This is a genomic window from Massilia norwichensis (genome assembly GCF_024753245.1).
Classification (GTDB): domain Bacteria; phylum Pseudomonadota; class Gammaproteobacteria; order Burkholderiales; family Burkholderiaceae_D; genus Telluria; species Telluria norwichensis.
Genome location: NZ_JANUGX010000009.1, coordinates 60,919 through 80,474, shown reverse-complemented (window position 1 = coordinate 80,474; position 19,556 = coordinate 60,919). Strand labels below are relative to the sequence as shown.

The following is a 19,556-nucleotide window of genomic DNA, read 5'->3' as shown; positions in this document are numbered from 1 at the left end:
TGTAGTACGCCCGACCGATTGCTTTCGGCCGGGCGTTTTTCATTTTAGGGAAAGAACATGGAAATCCGACCACTTGCAAGCAGTCCACAGCCGACAGCGACCAGTATCGAACGCCAGCTTTCCGGCGGCACCGCGACCGCCTCTCCGGCCGTCACCCCGGCAGCGGCGCCGTCGGCCGGGCGCGCCGACGAGCGTAGCGGCGGCGCCGGCCTGCACCAGGCCGTCGAACACATCAACAAATCGCTGCAGGCGTCCGCGCAAAGCGTCGAGTTCTCGGTGGATGAGGACAGCGAGCGGGTGATCGTCAAGGTGGTCGACCGCGACACCGGCGAAGTGCTGCGCCAGATGCCGAGCCAGGAAGCCCTCGACATCGCCAAGGCGCTGGACCGGACGCAAGGCCTGCTGATCAAGAACCAGGCTTGAGGCCGCGCTCGTCCATGCCGAGATCCGAATTGGCTGGAAAAACTGGCTCTGAAGGATGATTTGACCCGGCAGGCGGCGCGGTATAGTGCTCTCTCGTTGGAGGAAATTCATGACAACCATCAGTTCCGCAGGCATCGGGTCCGGGCTGGATGTGGACGCGCTGGTCACCAAGTTGATGGAGGTCGAGCGCCAGCCGCTGACCAATATCGACAAGAAGGAAGCCAGCTACCAGGCCAAGCTGTCCGCGTTCGGCACGCTCAAGTCTGCACTGGCCGATTTCCAGACCGCCGCCAAGGCGCTGAGTACGCCGGCCCAGATGTCGCCGCTGAAGACCAGCGTTGCCGACGCCACCGTCATGAGCGCCAGCGCCGGTAGCGGCGCCGTGGCCGGCAGCTACGACATCGAAGTCAAGAGCCTGGCGCAGGCCCAGAAACTGGTCAGCGGCACCGGCTACGCCGCCACCACCGACGCGGTCGGCACCGGCAAGCTCAGAATCGCGCTCGGCAGCTACGCCAGCGGCAGCTTCGCAGCCGATGCGACCAGGACTCCCGTCGACATTACCATCGACAGCAGCAACAACACCCTGGCCGGCGTGCGCGATGCGATCAATGCATCGAATGCCGGCGTGACGGCCAGCATCATCAACGATGGCAAGAACAATTACCTGTCGCTGACCTCGAAGGCAACCGGCGAGAGCAGCGCGATGCAGATCACGCTCCCCGCGGACCAGGATCCACCGGCCTCGGCGTCGCTGGCGGCGCTCACCTTCGACGGCGCCGGCGGCCCGAACATGAAGCAGACGGTGGCCGCGGCCGACGCCCATATCGTGGTCGATTCGGTCGACATCTACAAGCCGGGCAATACCATCACCGACGCCATCCAGGGCGTCACCCTCAATCTCAGCCATACGACCGCGGACGGCGTCAGCACCAGGCTCTCGCTCGACCAGGATACCGCGGCCATCCGCACGGCGATCGAAGGCTTCGTCACGGCTTATAACAACGTCAGCAAGATGATGGCCGATGCCACCTCCTACGATGCCGCGACCGGCAAGGCCGGCACCCTGAATGGCGACAGCACGGTGCGCGCGATCCAGGCGCAGCTGCGCGGCATCCTGGGCGGCGCCATCAAGGGCGCCGCGCGCGGGTCCGCCACCTTGCCGGACATCGGCATCACCTCGCAGCGCGACGGCACCCTGGCGATCGACTCGGCCAAGCTCACCAGCGCGCTGAGCGACCCCAACAAGGACCTGAGCGCGCTGTTCGCCAGCCGCGGCACCAACAAGGGATTCGGCGCCCAGATCGATGCGGCGATCGGCCGCATCCTCAGCCCGGTAGGCACGCTGCCGACCCACACGAACAGTTTCAACGCCTCGATCAAGGACCTGGAAAAGCAGCGCACCGCCCTGAATACGCGCCTGGACGCGACCGAGGCCCGCTATCGCGCCCAGTTTTCGGCGCTGGACCAGCTGATGGCCAGCATGAGCAGCACCAGCAACTACCTGATGCAACAACTGGCCAGCCTGACGAACAACAGCTAGCCCTCATAGACAACAAAAGGAAATTCGATATGTTTGGTTCAATGCGCAGCGGCGCCAACGCGTACGCCAACGTGGGCGTGGAAACCGGCGTGATGGCGGCCAGCCCCCACAAATTGATCGCCATGCTGTTCGATGGCGCACTGGTCGCTCTGTCGACCGCGCTGGTGCAGATGAAGGCGAAGAACATCGCCGCCAAGGGCAAGGCGATCTCGAAGGCGATCAGTATCATCGACAACGGCCTGCGCGCCAGCCTGGACAAGAATGTCGGCGGCGAGATCGCACTCAGCCTGGACGCCCTGTATGAATACATGAGCAGCCGGCTCCTGCAGGCCAACCTGAACAACCAGCCGGCGCTGATTGAGGAAGTGCAACGCCTGCTGACCGAACTCAAGAGTGCTTGGGAGGCGATCGATCCGGATGCCCGTCCGGCCCAGCCGCGCATGGCTTCGGCAATTTGAATGGACATGGCATGCTGACGACGACCGAACAAGTACTTGTCATCTACGAATCGATGGCACAACTGAGCACCGCCATGCTGGCCGCCGCGCGCGACGGCGACTGGGACCGTCTTACCGAACTGGAACGCGACTGCGCAGCCCAACTGCGCATACTGCAGGCACACGAAGCAACGGTTGCCATGCACGGTCCGGCGCGCACCAGGAAGATCGCACTCATCCGCAATATCCTGACCGACGACCGCGCGATCCGTGACCTGACGATGCCCTGGATGGCCCAGCTGTCCGCCCTGATCGGCAATACGCGCGCCCAGAGCCGCCTGGCCAGCGCCTACGGCGCCGTCTGACGCCGGCCGACGTGGCCCGTTTCGACCTGCCCGGCGTCGCCGCGCCAGCCGCCGTCACCGCCGGCGCGACGCTCGGCGACCCGCGCCAGCAAGCCTTCCAGCGCGCACTGCAGACCATGCTCGGCGCCAAAGTGCCGGTGCAAGTGCTGGCGCGCCTGGCGGACGGCAGTTCGCTGGTGGAGGTGGCAGGCATTCCCGCGCGCATGCAGCTGCCGGCCACTGCCCTGCCCGGCACCGAGCTGCCGCTGACCGTGATGAGCGCCTATCCGCGCCCCACCTTCCAGCTTGCCGAAGGTGACGCAGGGGCGCCGCGGCTGCTGTACGCGAGTGCCGACCCGAAGAGCGGCATGGCCACCATCGCCGCCGCGGCCACGCCGCCGGCATCGGCGCCGTCCGCCATGGCGGATGCAGCGTTGCCTCCCGGCGTCACCAGCGAGCTGAGCCCAGCCGCGCGCCTGCTCGGCGCCGCCCTCGCGCAGGCCGGCGGCGCACCGGTCGTACATGCCACAGCCCCATTGCTGCCGGGCCAGGCGGTGGCAGCACGCGACCTGGCGCCCGCCCTGCGCCAGGCGCTCGAGTCCAGCGGCCTGTTCTACGAATCCCACGTGGCCGCATGGGCCGGCGGCGCGCGTAGCCTGGACAGCCTGGGCGCCGAGCCGCAGATGCGCCACCCTCCCGCCGACCAGGCCGCGGCTGCGAACTACCTCGCGCCGCAACTGGCGCTTCAGGAACACCAGCAACTCGTCTGGCAAGGACAGCTGACAGCCGGCCTGCCGCTCGAATGGCGGATCGGCCGCGACGCTCCGCCGCGCGACCAGGATGCCGGACCGGACACGCCCGAGCCGGCATGGCAGAGCGGGTTGCGCCTGCGTTTCGCCCACCTCGGCGAACTCGAGGCCAGGCTCGTCCTGCGCGGCGAGACGCTGTCGGTCTCCCTCACCGCCGGCGACGGCGCCACGTCCCTGCTGCGCACGCATGCGCCCCGACTGGCGGAGGCGCTGGCGGCGGCCGGCATTCCGCTGGCCGGCTTCGCGGTTGCCACCGGCACGGACGCGGATGACTGATACCACTCCGGGCAAACGCCAATCGGCCGCCGCGCTGGCCTACCAGGCCGGCGACGCCGCGCCACGCGTGGTGGCGAAAGGACAGGGCATGGTAGCGGAACAGATCATCGAGCGCGCGCGCGCGGCCGGGGTCTTCGTGCACGAATCGGCGGAACTGGTGGCGCTGCTGATGCAGGTCGATCTCGACAGCCGCATCCCGCCCGCCCTTTACCGCGCGATTGCGGAACTGTTGGCATGGCTATATCATATTGAGGCTGCGCAACAAGCTGGAACTCCACTTCCTGGCCCGCCGGTCGCAGCAATGCAACTCACCTCAACGAACGACGGCGGAAGTCAATGCAATCGATGAACAAGATGGAACCGGAAAACTGGCACGACTACGAAGTCGAGTCGCGCAGGGAGATCCTTGCCCTGATGCGCCGCATCAGCGAACAGCGCCAGCTGGTCAGGATGATCGTGTCGGGCACGTCCGATTCCTGCATTACCTCGCTGTTGGCAATCGATCCGGACAGCAATACGATGACGTTCGACCGCTCGGTCGACGCCGAGCAGCACCACCGCATCCTGGCCGCCGGCGGCATCGATTGCGAGACTTCACTGGACAAGATCCGTATCCTGTTCAGCGTCCGGAACCTGCGCGAGACCGCCTATGAAAACGGCACGGCCTTGCAGGCCCCGGTTCCCGAAACCCTGATCCGCCTGCAGCGTCGTGAGTACTACCGCATCCCGACCCCGCTCAGCAATCCGGTGCGGGTCGTGTTGCCGGTCGCGGGCAACGGGGAAACCGCTCCCCTGACCTTGCCGTTGGCCGACCTCAGTTGCGGCGGCATCGCGATCCTCGACAACAAGCGCCAGCTCAACAACCAGATCGGCCTGGTCCTGCCGGATTGCCGTATCGAGCTGCCCGAGTTCGGACCGGTCACGACCTCCCTGCAGATCCGTAACTCGGTCGACATGACGCTGCTCCACAATAAGCCGAACCACCGTCTGGGCTGCCAGTTCGTCGATATATCGCCCGCCAACCTTGCCAAGGTGCAGCGCTATATCACCAAGCTCCAGCGCGAGCAGAACGCGCGCATGGCCGGACTGGTCTGAGGCGCCGGCCGCCGCGGCGGTCAGCGCTCGGCCAGGTGCTCGTAGACGAAGGACTTGATGGTCAGCATGGTCGCAGCGTCGTTGCTGCCGTCGAACTCGATTCCATAGCGCATCTGTTGCGAAAGCTTGCCCTTGACGCTGCGGATCGTGCATGCCACCGTCAACAGATGGTTCTGCTGGGCGATCTTGAGCCGGAACGATGCCTTCATCCGGGTTCCGGCCTGGCCGAGCACGAAGTTGGTCGCGATCGCGCAACCGCTGCCCGACAGATTCATGATCACCGCCGGAATCGTATGATCATCCTCGACAGCCAGCACGACCGGGATGCGGGTGTCGACCCGCAGCGCCTGGCGGAAGGGCTTGGTGACCGCTTCCGTCGGATAACGCAGGAACATGTGAGGACTCGGCAAGGAGGCATAACGCATCAGCGAAGTCTTGAAGACGCACAGGTTGCGTCCGAAGATGACCTGTACCGCGATCGGCAAACCTTCGAAGTCGTTCCAGACCTGGCCGCTTCCCAGGCGCAGGAGGGGCGCAGAGACGATCAGGGCCTGTTGCGGGATGCGGCCGATGAATTCGACCTGCTCGTTGCGCGGCTCGAAATCGCCCGGCAACTTGTAGGTCAGCGTCGTTCCTTCGGCATTGTGCTTCAGGTGAATGAGCGGATCGCGCAGCTGGCGCGCCATCGCGTCTTCCCCATCGACCAGCGTCGCAGCAATGCTCCGATCTCCCGGCAAGGCGGCGCGGACGGGACGTTTGTCCAGCAGGCGGTTACGCACCGCCGGACTGTCGATCACAAAACCTTGCGGTGCCAGCAGTTCACCCGAGCGCAGGTAGATCGGCCAGGGCAACGGCGTCCCGACCTTCAATTCTTGTTCGGAGAGATAAATGAATTTGGCCATGGAGTTGCCGATAGTGTCATAACTACTGCGCTAACGCAATACTGCTGAGGAAGAGTGCTGGAAGCACCATGTTATTCGTCGTTTTGAATATCGATTTGTGTCGCATAATATACTCACACGTACTTATGGGACCGCATTTAAAAATGCAAGCAATTTCCGATGCCGAGTTGAACTGGCGCGACTATGAAATCCACTCGCGCAGGGAGATCGCAGCGTTGATGCGGCAACTGTTCGAAAAGAAGCAATTGATCCGCCTGGCGATCAAGGGCGAAGCACACAGCTGCCTGACCTCGTTACTGCACGTCGCCACGGATACCGGCACGATCGTCCTGGACCGCTCGGTGAGCCGCGAACAGAACGAACGCATTCTCGCCGCCGGCAAGGCAAGGTGCGAGACCTCGCTCGACAATATCCGCATTTTCTTCACCGTGGAAGGCATCAGCGAAACCACCTTCGATGGCTCGACCGCCCTGCGCGCCACCTTCCCGGCCAGCCTGGTCCGCCTGCAGCGCAGGGAGTTCTACCGCATGACGACGCCGGTCACCCATCCGGTCCTGGCCACGATACCGCTGCCGGCCGGACAAGGCGAAAGCGAAGACCACGCGCTGCTGCCCCTGGCCGACATCAGCTGCGGCGGCATCGCGCTTCTCGACAATATGGGCCTGCTGGGAACGACCATCGGCCAGACCTTCGACAACTGCGTGATCGGGTTGCCCGACATCGGCCCGGTGACGGGTTCGCTCCAGATCCGCTATGCCCTTGATGTGCCGCTACTGAACAACAAGACCAACCGCCGGCTGGGAATGCAGTTCATCGACATGCCACACGCCAGCCTGAGCGCGGTGCAGCGCTACATCACCAGGCTGGAACGCGAACGCAACGCCCGCCTGGCGGGGCTGGCATAGGCCCAGCCACCAGCGCCCGAGCGGCGCTCACACCTGCATGTTCATGATGTCGTGATAGGCCGACACCAGTTTATTACGCACTTGCACGGTCGCCTGGAAGGTGATGCTGGCCTTCTGCATCGCGATCATCGTATCCGACAGGCTGACCGAATCGTCGCCGGCGGCGAACTTCTTGCCCATGTCTTCGGCCTGGTCCTGGACCTTGCTGACGTTGTCCAGCTGGGCTTTCAGCGCGTCCGAAAAGCTGACCTTCGACGAAGACTCCGGAACGCCGATCCCGCCGATCCCGCCGACGCCGCCGGAAGCCAGGGCGGACGCCGCCGACGGCATGGCCGGCTTGCCGGCCGCGGCCTTCAGTTGCGCCATCATCGCCTCGATGCGGCTGCTGTCGATTCCGCCGATATTCATGTCCGCCTCTTTCCAGTCAGTTGGGGTCAGAGCCCATTCGAGTGAACCGGGATCTGACCCCAAAAGAAAATATTCATTCAGGCTTTCAGGATATCAGCGGCGCGGCAAGGGCTGCCTTCGAGCAGCGCCGTAAACAACCCCTTTTTCGAGGGTTTGAATGTTGCCCTGTGGCTTCATAATAGCGTTCAACTACCCTTTATCCCCGACCACCCACCATGGCAACAGCAGCGGAACCCCTTCTCGACGACGATCTCGGCGCCCGAGCCGAACCCAAGCCGAAGTATTGGGAAACTCCGATGGGCAAGCGTGTCGTCGCCGGCGCCGCCGCCGCGGTCGCGGTCGCGATCGTTGCCGCGCTCTGGCTGTGGAGCTCGGCGCCCGACTACAAGGTCCTGTTTTCGAACTTCAGCGACCGCGACGGCGGCGCCATTACCGCCTCGCTCGACCAGATGGGGGTCAAGTACAAGTTTTCCGAAGGCGGCACCGCAATCCTGATCCCGGCCGAACAAGTCCCCAGCGTGCGCCTGAAGCTGGCCGCCCAGGGCCTGCCGCGCGCCGGCAACGTCGGCTTCGAGCTGCTCGAGAACCAGAAGCTGGGCACCTCGCAGTTCGTCGAACAGGTCAACTACCAGCGCTCGCTGGAAGGCGAACTGGCCAACTCGATCCAGGCGGTATCGGCGGTGTCGTCGGCGCGCGTGCACCTGGCCCTGCCGAAACCGTCCGTGTTCGTGCGCGACCAGCAGAAACCGACCGCTTCCGTGCTGCTCAACCTGCAGCCTGGCCGCGCCCTCGACCAGGCCCAGGTCAGCGCGATCGTGCACCTGGTGGCATCGTCGGTGCCGGAACTGACCCCGTCCAACGTGACGGTGGTCGACCAGAACGGCACCCTGCTCTCCGACACCTCTGCCCGCAACGGCAGGCAGCTCGACCCGAACCAGCTGAAGTACGTCGAAGCCCTGCAGCAGAACATCGTCAAGCAGGTCGAGTCGATCATCGCCCCGATCGTCGGCCAGAACAATGTGCGCGCCGAGGCGACCGCCGAAGTGGACTTCGCCCAGGTCGACACCGCCGCCGAGATGTACAAGCCGAACTCGCCGCCGGAACCGCAGGCGATCCGCAGCCAGCAGACTTCGGAGTCGACCGGTCCGGGCAGCCAGAACCCGTCGGGCATCCCGGGCGCGCTGTCGAACCAGCCGCCGGGCGCGGCCACCGCACCGGTCGACGGCGCGCCGGCCGGCCAGCAGGCGGCAGGCACGCCCTCCGCGCCGACCAGCAAGAACGCGACCACCAATTACGAAGTCGACAAGACCGTGCGCTTCGAGCAGAAGCCGATGGGCGGCATCAAGCGCCTGACCGTGGGCGTGGTGGTCAACTACCGCCGCAGCATCGATCCGAAGACCGGCAAGGTGGTCGTCAAGCCGCTCGGCGCCGCCGAAATCGCGCAGATCAACGAGCTGGTCAAGCAGGCCATGGGCTTCAACCAGGCCCGCGGCGACAGCCTGAACGTGGCCAACGCGCCGTTCGAAGGCGTCGACAAGCCGGCCGACGCGCAGCCGGAATGGTGGAAGGACCCGAACAACCTGCCGCTGGCGAAGGACATCGCAAAGTACCTGTTCATTGCCATGGTCATCGCCTTCCTGTGGTACCGCATCCTGCGTCCGCTGCTCAAGCCGGTGATGAAGCAGTTCGACAAGGCGGTGGAGATGCCGCCCGAACCGGAGCCGGAGCCGGAACCCGATCCCGATGCGGAGCTGCATGCGGCGCACGAAGCCGAACAGGAGAAGCAGGTCATCATCTACAAGAGCAACCTGGAAATGGCCAAGAGCCTGGCGCAGAATGACCCGCGCATCGTCGCGAACGTAATCAAGGAATGGCTGGGCGCCGAATAACCATGGCAGACAAAGACAAAGACAACGTCAACAAGGCGGCTATCCTCATGCTGGCCCTGGGCGAATTTGAAGCGGCGGAAGTGATGAAATTCCTCGGCCCGCGCGAAGTACTGAAACTGGGCGCGGCGATGGCGCAGATGAAGGCGGTCCAGCATGAGGAAGTGACGGCGGTGCTGTCCGATTTCCGCGAACGGGTCGACCTGCAGTCGACCGTCGGCCTCGATTCGGACGAGTACATCCGCCAGGTGCTGACCAAGGCGCTGGGCGACGACAAGGCGACCGTGCTGCTGAACCGCATCCTGGGCGGCAAGGACGCCTCCGGCATCGAGAGCCTGAAATGGATGGATTCGCAGTCGGTATCGGAACTGATCCGCAACGAACACCCGCAGATCATCGCCACCATCCTGGTCCACCTCGAACGCGACCAGGCCTGCGAGATCCTGGCCCACTTCACGGACCGCCTGCGCAACGACGTGGTGCTGCGCATCGCGACCCTGGACGGCGTGCAGCCGGCCGCCCTGCGCGAGCTGAACGACGTGCTGACCAAGCTCCTGTCGGGCAACGAGAACATCAAGAAGTCCTCGCTGGGCGGGGTGCGCACCGCGGCGGAAATCCTCAACTTCATGAGCGGCGAGCTGGAAAGCTCGGTCATGGAGACCATCAAGAACTACGACAACGACATGGCGCAGAAGATCATGGACGAGATGTTCGTGTTCGATAACATCATCGACATCGACGACCGTGGCATCCAGTTATTGCTGCGCGAAGTACAGTCAGACATGCTGATCATTGCGCTGAAGGGCGCTTCTCAGGATTTGCGCGAGAAGGTATTCAGGAACATGTCGCAGCGTGCGGCCGAGATGATGCGTGAAGACCTGGAATCGAAGGGGCCCGTGCGCCTGTCCGAAGTGGAATCCCAGCAGAAGCAGATCCTGCAGATCGTCCGCCGCCTGGCCGACGAAGGCCAGGTCGTCCTGGGCGGCAAAGGTGAGGACTCGTTCGTCTGATGGTGAATTCAAAAGACTTCCAGCCCATGTTCAAACGCTGGGAAATGACCTCTTTCGGCGACGAGCGCCCCAGTGTCGCGGCGAATCGCCGCGCGGCCGAAGCCGCCGAAGCCGCCAAAGCCGCCGAAGCCGAAGCCGCCCGGCGCGCGCAGGCCGTGCCGCCCCCCACGGTCAGCCCGGAAGAACTCGAAGCGATCCGCGACGCGGCGCGCCGGCAGGGCTATGCGGAAGGCCATGAAGCCGGCCACGCCAGCGGCTACGAAGACGGCCTGGCCCAGGGCCGCGCAGAGGCGGCCGCCGAACTCACCCATCTGCAAGGCATCGCCGCCGACTTCGGCAATGCGGTCACGCAGGCCGACGAAGCCATCGCCGCCGACGTGCTCGAACTGGCCCTGCACCTGGCGAAGAACATGGTGCGCACCGCCTTCGAGGTACGCCCCGAACTGATCCTGCCGGTGGTACGCGAAGCGGTCGACTACCTGCCGACCCTGCAGCTGCCGGCCCTCCTGGTCCTGCATCCGGAAGACGCCCTGATCGTCCGCGGCAGCATCGGCCATGAGCTGGAAAAGACCGGCTGGCGCATCGTCGAAGACGGTACAATCGCGCGCGGCGGCTGCCGCATCGACACCGCCAGCAACCAGATCGACGCCCAGATCGCCGCGCGCTGGCAGCGCCTGTCGCATGCGCTGGGCCGCGACGTGGAGTGGCTGGGATGACAATCGCAAGCGCAGGCCTCGACCGCCACACCGCGCGCTGGAAGTCCTACCTGAAGGACTGCGGCAACGTGCTCGATTTCGTCGAGCCGATGCAGGTCTCGGGCCGCGTCACGCGCGTGGCCGGCCTGGTGATGGAATGCGTCGGCCTGAAGCTGGCGGTGGGCAGCGCCTGCACCATTCCGGTCGCATCGGGCGCGCGCATCGAGGCCGAAGTGGTCGGCTTCGAGGGCGAGCGCCTGTTCCTGATGCCGCAATCCGACGTCGAAGGCGTGGTGCCCGGCTCGCGCGTGTTCCCGGTCGAACCGAGCGTGCCGAAGCCCGGCAGCGTCGACCACCCGCGGCGCCGCCCGATGGACCGGGCGCGCCACCTGCCGGTGGGCTGGGGCCTGCTGGGACGCGTGGTCGACGGCGCCGGCCGTCCGCTGGACGGCAAGGGCCCGCTCGACACCCTCGAAGTGGGCCCGCTGAACGCGCGTCCCATCAACCCGCTGGAACGCGCGCCGATCTCGGAGACGCTGGACGTGGGCGTGCGCGCCATCAACGCGATGCTGACGGTCGGCCGCGGCCAGCGTCTCGGCCTGTTCGCCGGCACCGGCGTCGGCAAATCGGTGCTGCTGGGGATGATCGCGCGCTACACCACGGCCGACGTGATCGTGGTCGGCCTGATCGGCGAACGGGGACGCGAGGTGAAGGAATTCATCGAGCAGATCCTGGGCGAGGAAGGCCTGGCCAGGAGCGTCGTGGTGGCGGCGCCGGCCGACTCGCCGCCGCTGCTGCGCATGCAGGGCGCGGCCTACGCCACCACCATCGCCGAGCACTTCCGCGACGAGGGCAGGAACGTCATGCTGATCATGGATTCGCTGACCCGCTACGCCCAGGCGCAGCGCGAAATCGCCCTCGCGATCGGCGAACCGCCGGCCACCAAGGGCTATCCTCCCTCGGTATTCGCCAAGTTGCCGGTGCTGGTGGAGCGTGCCGGCAACGGCCAGGAAGGCGGCGGCTCGATCACCGCCTTCTACACCGTGCTGTCCGAAGGCGACGACCAGCAGGATCCGATCGCCGACGCCGCGCGCGGTATCCTGGACGGCCACATCGTCCTGAACCGCAGGCTGGCCGAGGCCGGCCACTACCCGGCCATCGACATCGAACAGTCGATCTCGCGTGCGATGCACGGCATCACCTCGCGCGAGCACCAGCAGGCGGCGCGCACGCTCAAGCAGCTGTACTCGCGCTACGAACGCTCGCGTGACCTGATCAGCGTGGGTGCCTACGTGCCCGGCACCGACCCCGTTCTGGACAAGGCGATCCAGCTGCATGAGCGCATCGAAGCCTTCCTGTGCCAGGAAATTTATGACAACACCAACATGCTGCAGAGCTTGGGGGAATTGACCTCTCTGTTCGGCTGATTGATTGGCGGCAACGGCCGCTATACTGCAAGTCATTATGGCCAACAAATCCGCACTCGAGACCCTGATCGACCTCGCCCAGCGCGAGTCGGACAACCGCGCCAAGCGTTTGGGCGCGGCGCTGAAGGCCGTCGAGGAAGCGGAACAGAAGCTGCAGATGCTGCTCGGTTACCGCCAGGATTATGCGGACCGCCTGGACCAGGCCCAGATGAACGGCATCACGCCCTTCGCCTACGCCAACTTCGTGGCCTTCATGGGCAAGCTGGACAACGCGGTCAACGGCCAGCAGGAAGTCATCAAGCATGCGCAGTACAAGGCCGACACGGAACGCAAGGCGCTGCAGGAGAGCGAGCGCAAGCGCCTCTCCTACCGCACCCTGAACGAACGCGCGGCGGCGCAGGCGCTGGCCATCGAGACCAAGCGCGACCAGAAGATGATGGACGACTTCGCGGCCCGGACCGCGCGCATGAAACGCTGAACGAGACTACGATGCAGACCAATTCCCTTCCGATCCAGCTGAACACCACCGCTCCGGCCCAGCGCAGCGGCGCTTTTGCCGGCGACAGCGCGCAAGGCGGCGCCAGCTTCGGCGCCATGCTGTCGAACGAAATGGAGCTGCGCCAGCCGGCGCCGCCCCCTGCTCCGGCGCCCGCGCCCGCCCCGAAGACGGCAACACCGAAGCCGCAGGCCGCCGACAGGCCGGCCCAGCCCGACGGCGGCGCCGAAGCGCCGACATCGCAGGAAGCCGCCAAGCCGGCCGATGCCGACAAGACCGCCGAAGCCAGGGACAGCGACGACACCGACAGCGAGGATGGCGAGGACGATGCGCAACCGGGCCAGGCCGGCGATCCGGCCAGCGCCATGCTGGCACTGATGGCCAGCCTGCAGCCGGCCAGGGATGCCAAAGCCGCCGCCGCGACCAACGCCGCGGCCCAGGCCCAGGACGTCCTGGGCGGCGCCACCGGCAAGGGCAAGCGCGGCGACACCGCCCAGTTGACCGCATTGCAGGCGGCGATGAAGTCGATGTCGAAGGACGCCGCCCATGGCGGGGACGACAGGTCCGCGGCCGTGGATGCGGGCGGCAAGCCGGGCGTCGACCTGCGCGCGGCCCTGGCCGCCACCGCTGGCAAGGGCCAGGCCGAACCGCAGCTCGACGCCAGGGAGCTCAGCCTGCTGCAGGCGCGCGAAACCGCCGCCGCCCGCGAACCGGCGGCCGCCGTCGCCGCGCTGGCCCAGGCGCAGCCGGCCGCGATGGCAGCCGTGCAGGCGGCAGCCGGCGCCGCGGAAGGCCTGAGCGCACGGGTCGGCACCCAGGCCTGGGAAAACCAGGTCGGCCAGAAAGTCGTCTACATGGTCGGCAGCGAGGAGCAGACCGCTTCGCTGACGCTGAACCCGCCGGACCTCGGTCCGCTGCAGGTGGTGCTGTCGGTGAGCAACGACCAGGCCAGTGTGACCTTCTCCGCGAACCAGGAAGAAGTCCGCCAGGCCCTCGAGAACGCCCTGCCGCGCCTGCGCGAGATGATGAGCGAGAGCGGCATCGCGCTGGGTAACGCCACCGTCAATGCCGGCATGCCGGACAACGGCCAGGCCCAGCAGCAGGCCGCACGCAACAGCGGCGGCTTCGGCGGCAATGGCCGTGGCGGCGGCGATACGGACGGCAAGGCCGAGGACTCCGGCGTCCGCCCGGTGACCCGCCACGCCGTTCTGGGCGATCGCGGGATGGTAGACACTTTCGCCTAAGAAACAACGAGATAGCCCCCGATCTCCCCTCTTTTCAACCATTGCTCCTGCTCACTTTTTCCCGATAATGACATAATGGCGGGACGATCCACAGCGGGACCAAGGTATCTTGAAAGCGAATCCAAAAATGAAAGCTGATCCAAAGGCAGATGCGGCAGCGGCGCCAGCGGGCGGCGGTAAAAAGAAGCTGTTCATGATGATCGGCGCACTCGTGCTCGTACTGGGCCTGGGCACCGGCGCAGGATGGTACTTCCTGCACGGCAGCGGCGATGCGGGAACGGCCGAGACTGCCGGCAAGAGCCACGCCGGCAGCAAGAAAAAGAAAAAGGAAGAGCACCCGCCGGAATACCTGGCGCTCGAGCCCTTCGTCGTCAATCTCCAGCCGGAGAACGGCGACCAGTATCTGCAAGTCGCATTCACGCTGCAGGTCGACGGCGCCGAACAGGCCGAACTCATCAAGTCCAACATGGCCAAGGTGCGCAGCCGCCTGTTGCTGCTGTTGTCAGGAAAAAAAGCGTCCGAGATCAATACGGTCGAAGGCAAGCAGCAGCTGGCGGGCGAAATCCTGGCAGCGGTCAGGACGCCGTTCAGCGAACATGGCGACGAACAGGAAGTGTCGGACGTTCTTTTCACCTCGTTTATCATCCAGTAAAGCAGCATGGCCGATAATTTTCTCTCACAGGAAGAAGTCGATGCCCTCCTCAAGGGGGTCAACGGCGATCAGGACGATGTCGCGGCGCCTGAAGACACCTCGGGAGTCCGTACCTATAACCTGGCAACGCAGGAGCGGATCGTCCGCGGCCGCATGCCGACGCTCGAGATCATCAACGAGCGTTTCGCCAGGTATTTGCGGGTCGGCCTGTTCAACTTCCTGCGCCGCAGCGCCGAAGTCTCGGTGGGTTCGGTGCGGGTCTCGAAGTACAGCGAGTTCATCCGCAACCTGGTGGTGCCGACCAACCTGAACCTGATCCACATGAAACCGCTGCGCGGCACCGCGCTGATGGTGTTCGATCCGGGCCTGGTGTTCCTGCTGGTCGACAACCTGTTCGGCGGCGACGGCCGCTTCCACACCCGCGTGGAAGGCCGCGACTTTACCCAGACCGAACAGCGCATCATCATGCGCATCCTGGACATCGTGTTCGAGGCCTATGCCAAGTCGTGGGAACCGGTCTACCCGATCGAGTTCGAATACATCCGTTCGGAGATGAACACGCAATTCGCCAACATCGCCACCCCGAACGAAGTCGTGGTATCGTCCACATTCACCGTCGAACTGGGGTCGGTGTCGGGCCAGATCCATTTCTGCATGCCGTATTCGATGATCGAACCGATCCGCGATGCGCTGACGTCCAGCCTCCAGGGCGAAGCCCTCGAGGTGGACAAGCGCTGGATCCGCCTGCTGACCCAGCAGATCCAGGTGGCCGAGGTGGAACTGGTGGCGGTGCTCGGCCATGGCAAGGCGAACTTCGACGAAATCCTGAACATGAAAATCGGCGACATCATTCCGATCTCGGTGCCGGAGACGATCCAGGCGACCGTGGATGGCGTGCCGGTCATGGACTGCAGTTACGGCGTCCTCAACGGCCAATATGCGCTGAAGGTCGAAAAACTGCTGGCCAATAACGAAACCTTTACCAAGTAATAGCGTAATACCCAGGAGTATTCCATGTCCGATACCCAAGACGACCAGAGCAGCATCGACGACGATTGGGGCGCCGCGATTGCCGAACAGGCGGCTGCGGAAGCCGCTGCGCTCGCCAGCCAGCAGCAGGCCGCCAGCGCCGCCGTGTTCAAGGACTTCTCGAACAAGGGCCCGCGCCCGGAAACGCCGAACGACATCGACTTCATCCTCGATATCCCGGTACAGTTGACGGTGGAGCTGGGCCGCACCAAGATCGCCATCAAGAACCTGCTGCAGCTTGCGCAGGGCTCGGTGGTGGAGCTGGACGGCCTGGCCGGCGAGCCGATGGACGTGCTGGTGAACGGCTGCCTGATCGCCCAGGGCGAGGTGGTGGTCGTGAACGACAAGTTCGGCATCCGCCTCACCGACATCATCACCCCGTCCGAGCGCATCCGCAAACTGAATAAATGACGACGCACGCGCGCCTGCTGACCATTTTCTTCCTTGCGCTGCCGCTGGGTGCAGGCGCGCAGCCGGCCGCCCCCGTTGCCCCGCCCCTGCCGGCCGGCCCTGCCACCGCCGGCCTGCTGCAGACCCTGTTCGCACTCATCGTCGTGCTGGCCCTGCTCGGCGCCCTGGCCTGGTTCCTGAAGCGCTACGGCCCGAAAGCCATGGGCGGCAGCGCCAACCTGCGCGTGGTGGGCTCACTCAGCCTGGGCGGGCGCGAACGCCTGTTGGTGGTCGAAGTAGGCAAGCAGTGGATCGTGGTCGGCGCTTCGCCCGGCCGCGTCAACGCCCTGGCGACCATGCCGAAGCAGGAAGACATGGATGCCGACGCCGATGCCGGCGACGCGCATGCCGTCCTGGCACCGCATGCGCAACCCGCGAGCAGCTTCGCCGACTGGCTGAAGCAGACCATCGACAAACGTAAATAAGCAGCACCACCGATGCGTAAACAACGAATCCTGCTGGCGGCCGGCCTGATCGCCCTGTCGCTGGCCGCCGCCGCAGCCGCAATCGCGGCGCCGGCCATCCCCGCCTTCACCACCAGCCCCGCCCCGGGCGGCGGCACCGCGTATTCGCTGCCGGTCCAGACCCTGCTCCTGATGACGGCGCTGACCTTCATCCCGGCGGCCCTCCTGATGATGACCAGCTTCACCCGCATCATCATCGTGCTGTCGCTGCTGCGCCAGGCGCTCGGCACCCAGACCGCGCCGCCCAACCAGGTGATGGTCGGCCTGGCGCTGTTCCTGACGCTGTTCGTGATGGGCCCGACGTTTGATCGCATCTATACCGAAGCGTATGTGCCGCTGCAGGAGAACCGGATCCAGATGGGCGAGGCGATGGACAAGGCCGCCGCGCCGCTGAAGGGTTTCATGCTGAAGCAGACCCGCCAGTCGGACCTGGCGCTGTTCGTGAAGATCTCGCGCACGCCGGCGCTGCAGGGGCCGGAAGACGTGCCGCTGCGGGTCCTGATCCCGGCCTTCATCACCAGCGAGCTGAAGACCGCGTTCCAGATCGGCTTCGCGATCTTCATCCCCTTCCTCATCATCGACATGGTGGTGGCGTCGGTGCTGATGTCGATGGGTATGATGATGATGTCGCCGGCGGTGATCTCGCTGCCGTTCAAGCTGATGCTGTTCGTGCTGGTCGACGGCTGGCAGCTGCTGCTGGGCTCCCTGTCCCAGAGTTTCAATTAGCCAGAGTTTCAAACAAGGATACGAGCATGACCCCGGAAAGCGTCATCGCGATGGGCCGCACGGCCATGGAAGTCACCCTGATGGTATCGGCGCCGCTGCTGCTGGTGGCCCTGATCATCGGCCTGGTGGTCAGCATCTTCCAGGCCGCGACCCAGATCAACGAGCAGACCCTGTCCTTCATCCCCAAGCTGGTCGGCGTGTTCGTCGCCCTGGTGCTGGCCGGTCCGTGGATGCTGACCGTGATGACGGACTACATGCGCAGCGTGTTCACCGGGATTCCGGGTTTGATCGGTTGATTGCGCATTGATCTCGTTTACCACCACCGAACTGTATGCCTGGATCGGGGGCCTGCTGTGGCCCCTGACGCGCATCCTCGGCCTGGTGGCGGCGGCGCCGGTGTTCGGCAATACCGGCGTGCCGATGCTGGTCAAGCTGAGCCTCGGCGTGCTGCTGTCCGCGATCGTCGCGCCGACCATTCCCGGCATTCCCGCCGTCGATCCGACCTCCTGGGCCGGCATCCTGATCCTGGCGCAGGAAATGCTGATCGGGGCGGCGATGGGCTTTGCGATGCGCCTGGTGTTCGCCGCCATCGAATTCGCCGGCGAGGTCGCCAGTACCACCATGGGCCTCGGTTTCGCCACCTTTTTCGACCCCGCCTCCGCCGGCCGCTCCTCGGCGATCGGCCAGTTCCTGGCGCTGGTCGCGACCATGGCCTTCCTCGCCATGAACGCCCACCTGGTGCTGATCCAGGCGCTGGTGGAGAGCTTCTACACGCTGCCGATCTCCGCCACCCCGATCTCGCTCGCGGCGCCGCTCGAGATGGTGCGCTGGGGCGGCCGCATCTTCTCGGCCGGCCTGCAGATCGGCATGCCGATCATCGCCGCCATGCTGATCACCAACGTCGCGATGGCGATCCTGACCCGCGCCGCGCCGCAGCTGAACCTGTTCGGCATCGGCTTCCCGATCACGCTGGGCGCCGGCTTCCTGATCCTCAGCCTGACGCTTCCCTACCTCGGCACGCCGCTGCAGAACCTGTTCAACCAGGGCATCGAGGCCAGCCGCAGGATTCCGCGCACGGGCGGCGAGCGGCCGGGTCAACCGATGTAGTTGAACAGCGACAGGCCCGACATCGTCTTGAACGACACCTGGGCCGCCTGCAGCGTCTGCTGCTGCTGGGTAAACAGCGAGATGGCCTTCACCATGTCGAGATCCTGCAGACCACTGAGCGTGCTCTGATACTGGACGTTCAGATCGGCGCCGTCGTCGTCGAGATAGTCGATTTCCTTCATCCGCGACCCGATCGATGCTTGCACCGTCAGCACGTTGTCGAGCGCGTTCTTCATGTTCGTACTGGCAACGCGCAAGCCGTTCGCCAGGGCTGTCTTGCCGGCCGGCGTATCGGCCGGAGCGCGCAGCGTCTTGATCAGGTCCGTCACCGTGGTGAACACGGACTGTCTGGCGCTCGGTTCGACGCTGAAGCTGTCGCCGTCGGCAGGAGCGCCTTCGATGTCGAACGACAACCCATCGAAGGCAATCGCGGCTCCCGACACGTAGGGCTGGTTCCTGGGCAGGCCGGTGTCGTCCGTTGCCATCTTGTCGGTCACCGTATAGGTCGTCACTGCCGGCGTACCGCCGACGCTGAAGCTGATCACATAGTCATGGCCGGTCAGCTTTCCGAGGTCGGTGGCGGAGCCGGCCGAGATGACGCCAGAGCCGGCGTTGGCGGCGCTGGCCTGCGTCTGGAAATGGCCGTTGCCGGTGACGATCGCTTCGAAGATCGCGCTGCCGTTCTCACTGACCGCCATTTTGCGCGACGACCCGACCTGCAGGCTGCGCTGGCCCTGGTCGCCCTGGTAGAGGGAGCCGTCCGCCGTCGGCTGGAACGGCTGGACAGTCGACCTGTAGCCGGAGAACAGATAGCCGCCGGTACCGTCGGCGGTGTTCGCCAGTCCGAACATCTCGGCAAGCCGGCCTTCCAGCTCGGTAGCCAGGGCTTCGCGATCGGATTGGTTGTAGATGCCATTACCTGCGGTAACGATCAAACTCTGGATGTCCTGAATCTGCCCGGTCACGCCCTGCAAGGTCTGCTCGACCAGCGACAGCGAGGTCTTGGCAGCTGATCGATTGGTGCCGAACTGGGTGTTCATTGCCTGCGACTGCGTGACCTCGAGCGCGCGTGCCGCGGCGATCGGATCGTCGGCCGCCGTCAACAGGCGACTATTCTTCGACAGTTGCATCTGGGTCCTGGCCATCTGGCTCTGCAGCAGGTTGAGCTGGTTTGTGCTGCTCTGGAACAATGCGTTGGTACTGAAGCGTATGGTCATGGTCCTGACTCCGA

Annotated in this window: 24 protein-coding genes; 21 read left to right on the top strand and 3 right to left on the bottom strand. The window is 65.2% G+C overall.

The features are described from left to right. Positions 1 to 57 precede the first annotated feature (57 nt). The 7 genes from NX782_RS09685 to NX782_RS09655 all read left to right on the top strand — a co-directional run bounded on the left by NX782_RS09685 (position 58) and on the right by NX782_RS09655 (position 4,924). Entirely contained in the window at positions 58 to 423 is a 366-nt protein-coding gene (locus tag NX782_RS09685) for a flagellar protein FlaG (protein WP_258845243.1), read from the top strand. Between the two features lie 109 nt (positions 424 to 532). Continuing rightward, positions 533 to 1,963, top strand: coding sequence for a flagellar filament capping protein FliD (fliD, locus tag NX782_RS09680; protein ID WP_258845242.1), 1,431 nt, complete (start codon positions 533 to 535; stop codon positions 1,961 to 1,963). A 29-nt stretch (positions 1,964 to 1,992) separates the two neighbouring features. Then, complete coding sequence (fliS, locus tag NX782_RS09675; RefSeq protein ID WP_258845241.1) at positions 1,993 to 2,421, top strand: flagellar export chaperone FliS; 429 nt, start codon at positions 1,993 to 1,995, stop codon at positions 2,419 to 2,421. Positions 2,422 to 2,432: 11 nt separating this feature from the next. Beyond that, on the top strand, positions 2,433 to 2,765 hold the full coding sequence (locus tag NX782_RS09670; RefSeq protein ID WP_258845240.1) for a flagellar protein FliT: 333 nt from the start codon (positions 2,433 to 2,435) through the stop codon (positions 2,763 to 2,765). 11 nt (positions 2,766 to 2,776) lie between these two features. Then, positions 2,777 to 3,829, top strand: a complete 1,053-nt coding sequence (gene fliK, locus NX782_RS09665; RefSeq protein WP_258845239.1) for a flagellar hook-length control protein FliK — start codon at positions 2,777 to 2,779, stop codon at positions 3,827 to 3,829. Beyond that, positions 3,822 to 4,178 (top strand): EscU/YscU/HrcU family type III secretion system export apparatus switch protein, encoded by a 357-nt coding sequence (locus NX782_RS09660; RefSeq protein WP_258845238.1) that lies wholly within the window; start codon positions 3,822 to 3,824, stop codon positions 4,176 to 4,178. The genes fliK and NX782_RS09660 overlap by 8 nt, the downstream gene beginning before the upstream one ends. Next, on the top strand, positions 4,166 to 4,924 hold the full coding sequence (locus tag NX782_RS09655; RefSeq protein ID WP_308632893.1) for a flagellar brake protein: 759 nt from the start codon (positions 4,166 to 4,168) through the stop codon (positions 4,922 to 4,924). Before NX782_RS09660 ends, NX782_RS09655 begins: the two co-directional genes overlap by 13 nt. A gap of 20 nt (positions 4,925 to 4,944) precedes the next feature. On the opposite strand, the gene NX782_RS09650 is transcribed toward NX782_RS09655, so the two are convergent. Beyond that, positions 4,945 to 5,826, bottom strand: coding sequence for a PilZ domain-containing protein (locus NX782_RS09650; RefSeq protein WP_258845237.1), 882 nt, complete (start codon positions 5,824 to 5,826; stop codon positions 4,945 to 4,947). Between the two features lie 143 nt (positions 5,827 to 5,969). On the opposite strand from NX782_RS09650, the gene NX782_RS09645 reads away from it, so the two are divergent. Continuing rightward, positions 5,970 to 6,731, top strand: a complete 762-nt coding sequence (locus NX782_RS09645) for a flagellar brake protein (protein WP_258845236.1) — start codon at positions 5,970 to 5,972, stop codon at positions 6,729 to 6,731. A 27-nt stretch (positions 6,732 to 6,758) separates the two neighbouring features. On the opposite strand, the gene fliE is transcribed toward NX782_RS09645, so the two are convergent. Next, the gene (fliE, locus tag NX782_RS09640; protein WP_258845235.1) at positions 6,759 to 7,139 is read right to left on the bottom strand and encodes a flagellar hook-basal body complex protein FliE; all 381 of its coding nucleotides are present in this window, start codon (positions 7,137 to 7,139) and stop codon (positions 6,759 to 6,761) included. A 215-nt stretch (positions 7,140 to 7,354) separates the two neighbouring features. On the opposite strand from fliE, the gene fliF reads away from it, so the two are divergent. From fliF to fliR, 13 genes are all read left to right on the top strand, one after another. Continuing rightward, positions 7,355 to 9,028: a flagellar basal-body MS-ring/collar protein FliF gene (gene fliF, locus NX782_RS09635; protein WP_370661782.1), complete on the top strand. Its 1,674-nt coding sequence runs from the start codon at positions 7,355 to 7,357 to the stop codon at positions 9,026 to 9,028. A 2-nt stretch (positions 9,029 to 9,030) separates the two neighbouring features. After that, the gene (fliG, locus tag NX782_RS09630) at positions 9,031 to 10,035 is read left to right on the top strand and encodes a flagellar motor switch protein FliG (protein ID WP_258845233.1); all 1,005 of its coding nucleotides are present in this window, start codon (positions 9,031 to 9,033) and stop codon (positions 10,033 to 10,035) included. Beyond that, positions 10,035 to 10,751, top strand: coding sequence for a flagellar assembly protein FliH (locus NX782_RS09625; protein ID WP_258845232.1), 717 nt, complete (start codon positions 10,035 to 10,037; stop codon positions 10,749 to 10,751). The genes fliG and NX782_RS09625 overlap by 1 nt, the downstream gene beginning before the upstream one ends. Then, positions 10,748 to 12,157 (top strand): flagellar protein export ATPase FliI, encoded by a 1,410-nt coding sequence (gene fliI, locus NX782_RS09620; RefSeq protein ID WP_370661781.1) that lies wholly within the window; start codon positions 10,748 to 10,750, stop codon positions 12,155 to 12,157. The genes NX782_RS09625 and fliI overlap by 4 nt, the downstream gene beginning before the upstream one ends. Positions 12,158 to 12,194: 37 nt before the next feature. After that, on the top strand, positions 12,195 to 12,635 hold the full coding sequence (gene fliJ / locus NX782_RS09615; RefSeq protein ID WP_258845231.1) for a flagellar export protein FliJ: 441 nt from the start codon (positions 12,195 to 12,197) through the stop codon (positions 12,633 to 12,635). An 11-nt stretch (positions 12,636 to 12,646) separates the two neighbouring features. Then, positions 12,647 to 13,897 carry a flagellar hook-length control protein FliK gene (locus NX782_RS09610; RefSeq protein WP_258845230.1) on the top strand — a complete coding sequence of 417 codons (1,251 nt, stop codon included), beginning with the start codon at positions 12,647 to 12,649 and terminating at the stop codon, positions 13,895 to 13,897. Between the two features lie 127 nt (positions 13,898 to 14,024). Then, positions 14,025 to 14,549, top strand: coding sequence for a flagellar basal body-associated protein FliL (gene fliL, locus NX782_RS09605; RefSeq protein WP_258845229.1), 525 nt, complete (start codon positions 14,025 to 14,027; stop codon positions 14,547 to 14,549). 6 nt (positions 14,550 to 14,555) lie between these two features. Continuing rightward, positions 14,556 to 15,539, top strand: coding sequence for a flagellar motor switch protein FliM (gene fliM, locus NX782_RS09600; protein WP_258845228.1), 984 nt, complete (start codon positions 14,556 to 14,558; stop codon positions 15,537 to 15,539). Between the two features lie 24 nt (positions 15,540 to 15,563). Beyond that, a complete protein-coding gene (gene fliN, locus NX782_RS09595; RefSeq protein WP_258845227.1) occupies positions 15,564 to 15,989 on the top strand; it encodes a flagellar motor switch protein FliN in 426 nt (141 codons plus the stop codon). Beyond that, positions 15,986 to 16,453, top strand: a complete 468-nt coding sequence (fliO, locus tag NX782_RS09590) for a flagellar biosynthetic protein FliO (protein WP_258845226.1) — start codon at positions 15,986 to 15,988, stop codon at positions 16,451 to 16,453. Before fliN ends, fliO begins: the two co-directional genes overlap by 4 nt. A gap of 12 nt (positions 16,454 to 16,465) precedes the next feature. Further along, the gene (gene fliP / locus NX782_RS09585) at positions 16,466 to 17,218 is read left to right on the top strand and encodes a flagellar type III secretion system pore protein FliP (protein ID WP_258845225.1); all 753 of its coding nucleotides are present in this window, start codon (positions 16,466 to 16,468) and stop codon (positions 17,216 to 17,218) included. A 26-nt stretch (positions 17,219 to 17,244) separates the two neighbouring features. After that, entirely contained in the window at positions 17,245 to 17,514 is a 270-nt protein-coding gene (gene fliQ, locus NX782_RS09580; protein WP_047824186.1) for a flagellar biosynthesis protein FliQ, read from the top strand. 7 nt (positions 17,515 to 17,521) lie between these two features. Then, the gene (gene fliR, locus NX782_RS09575; RefSeq protein WP_258845224.1) at positions 17,522 to 18,325 is read left to right on the top strand and encodes a flagellar biosynthetic protein FliR; all 804 of its coding nucleotides are present in this window, start codon (positions 17,522 to 17,524) and stop codon (positions 18,323 to 18,325) included. On the opposite strand, the gene flgL is transcribed toward fliR, so the two are convergent. Then, positions 18,313 to 19,542, bottom strand: coding sequence for a flagellar hook-associated protein FlgL (gene flgL, locus NX782_RS09570; RefSeq protein WP_258845223.1), 1,230 nt, complete (start codon positions 19,540 to 19,542; stop codon positions 18,313 to 18,315). The two genes, fliR and flgL, sit on opposite strands and share 13 nt — an antisense overlap. Positions 19,543 to 19,556: the final 14 nt, after the last annotated feature.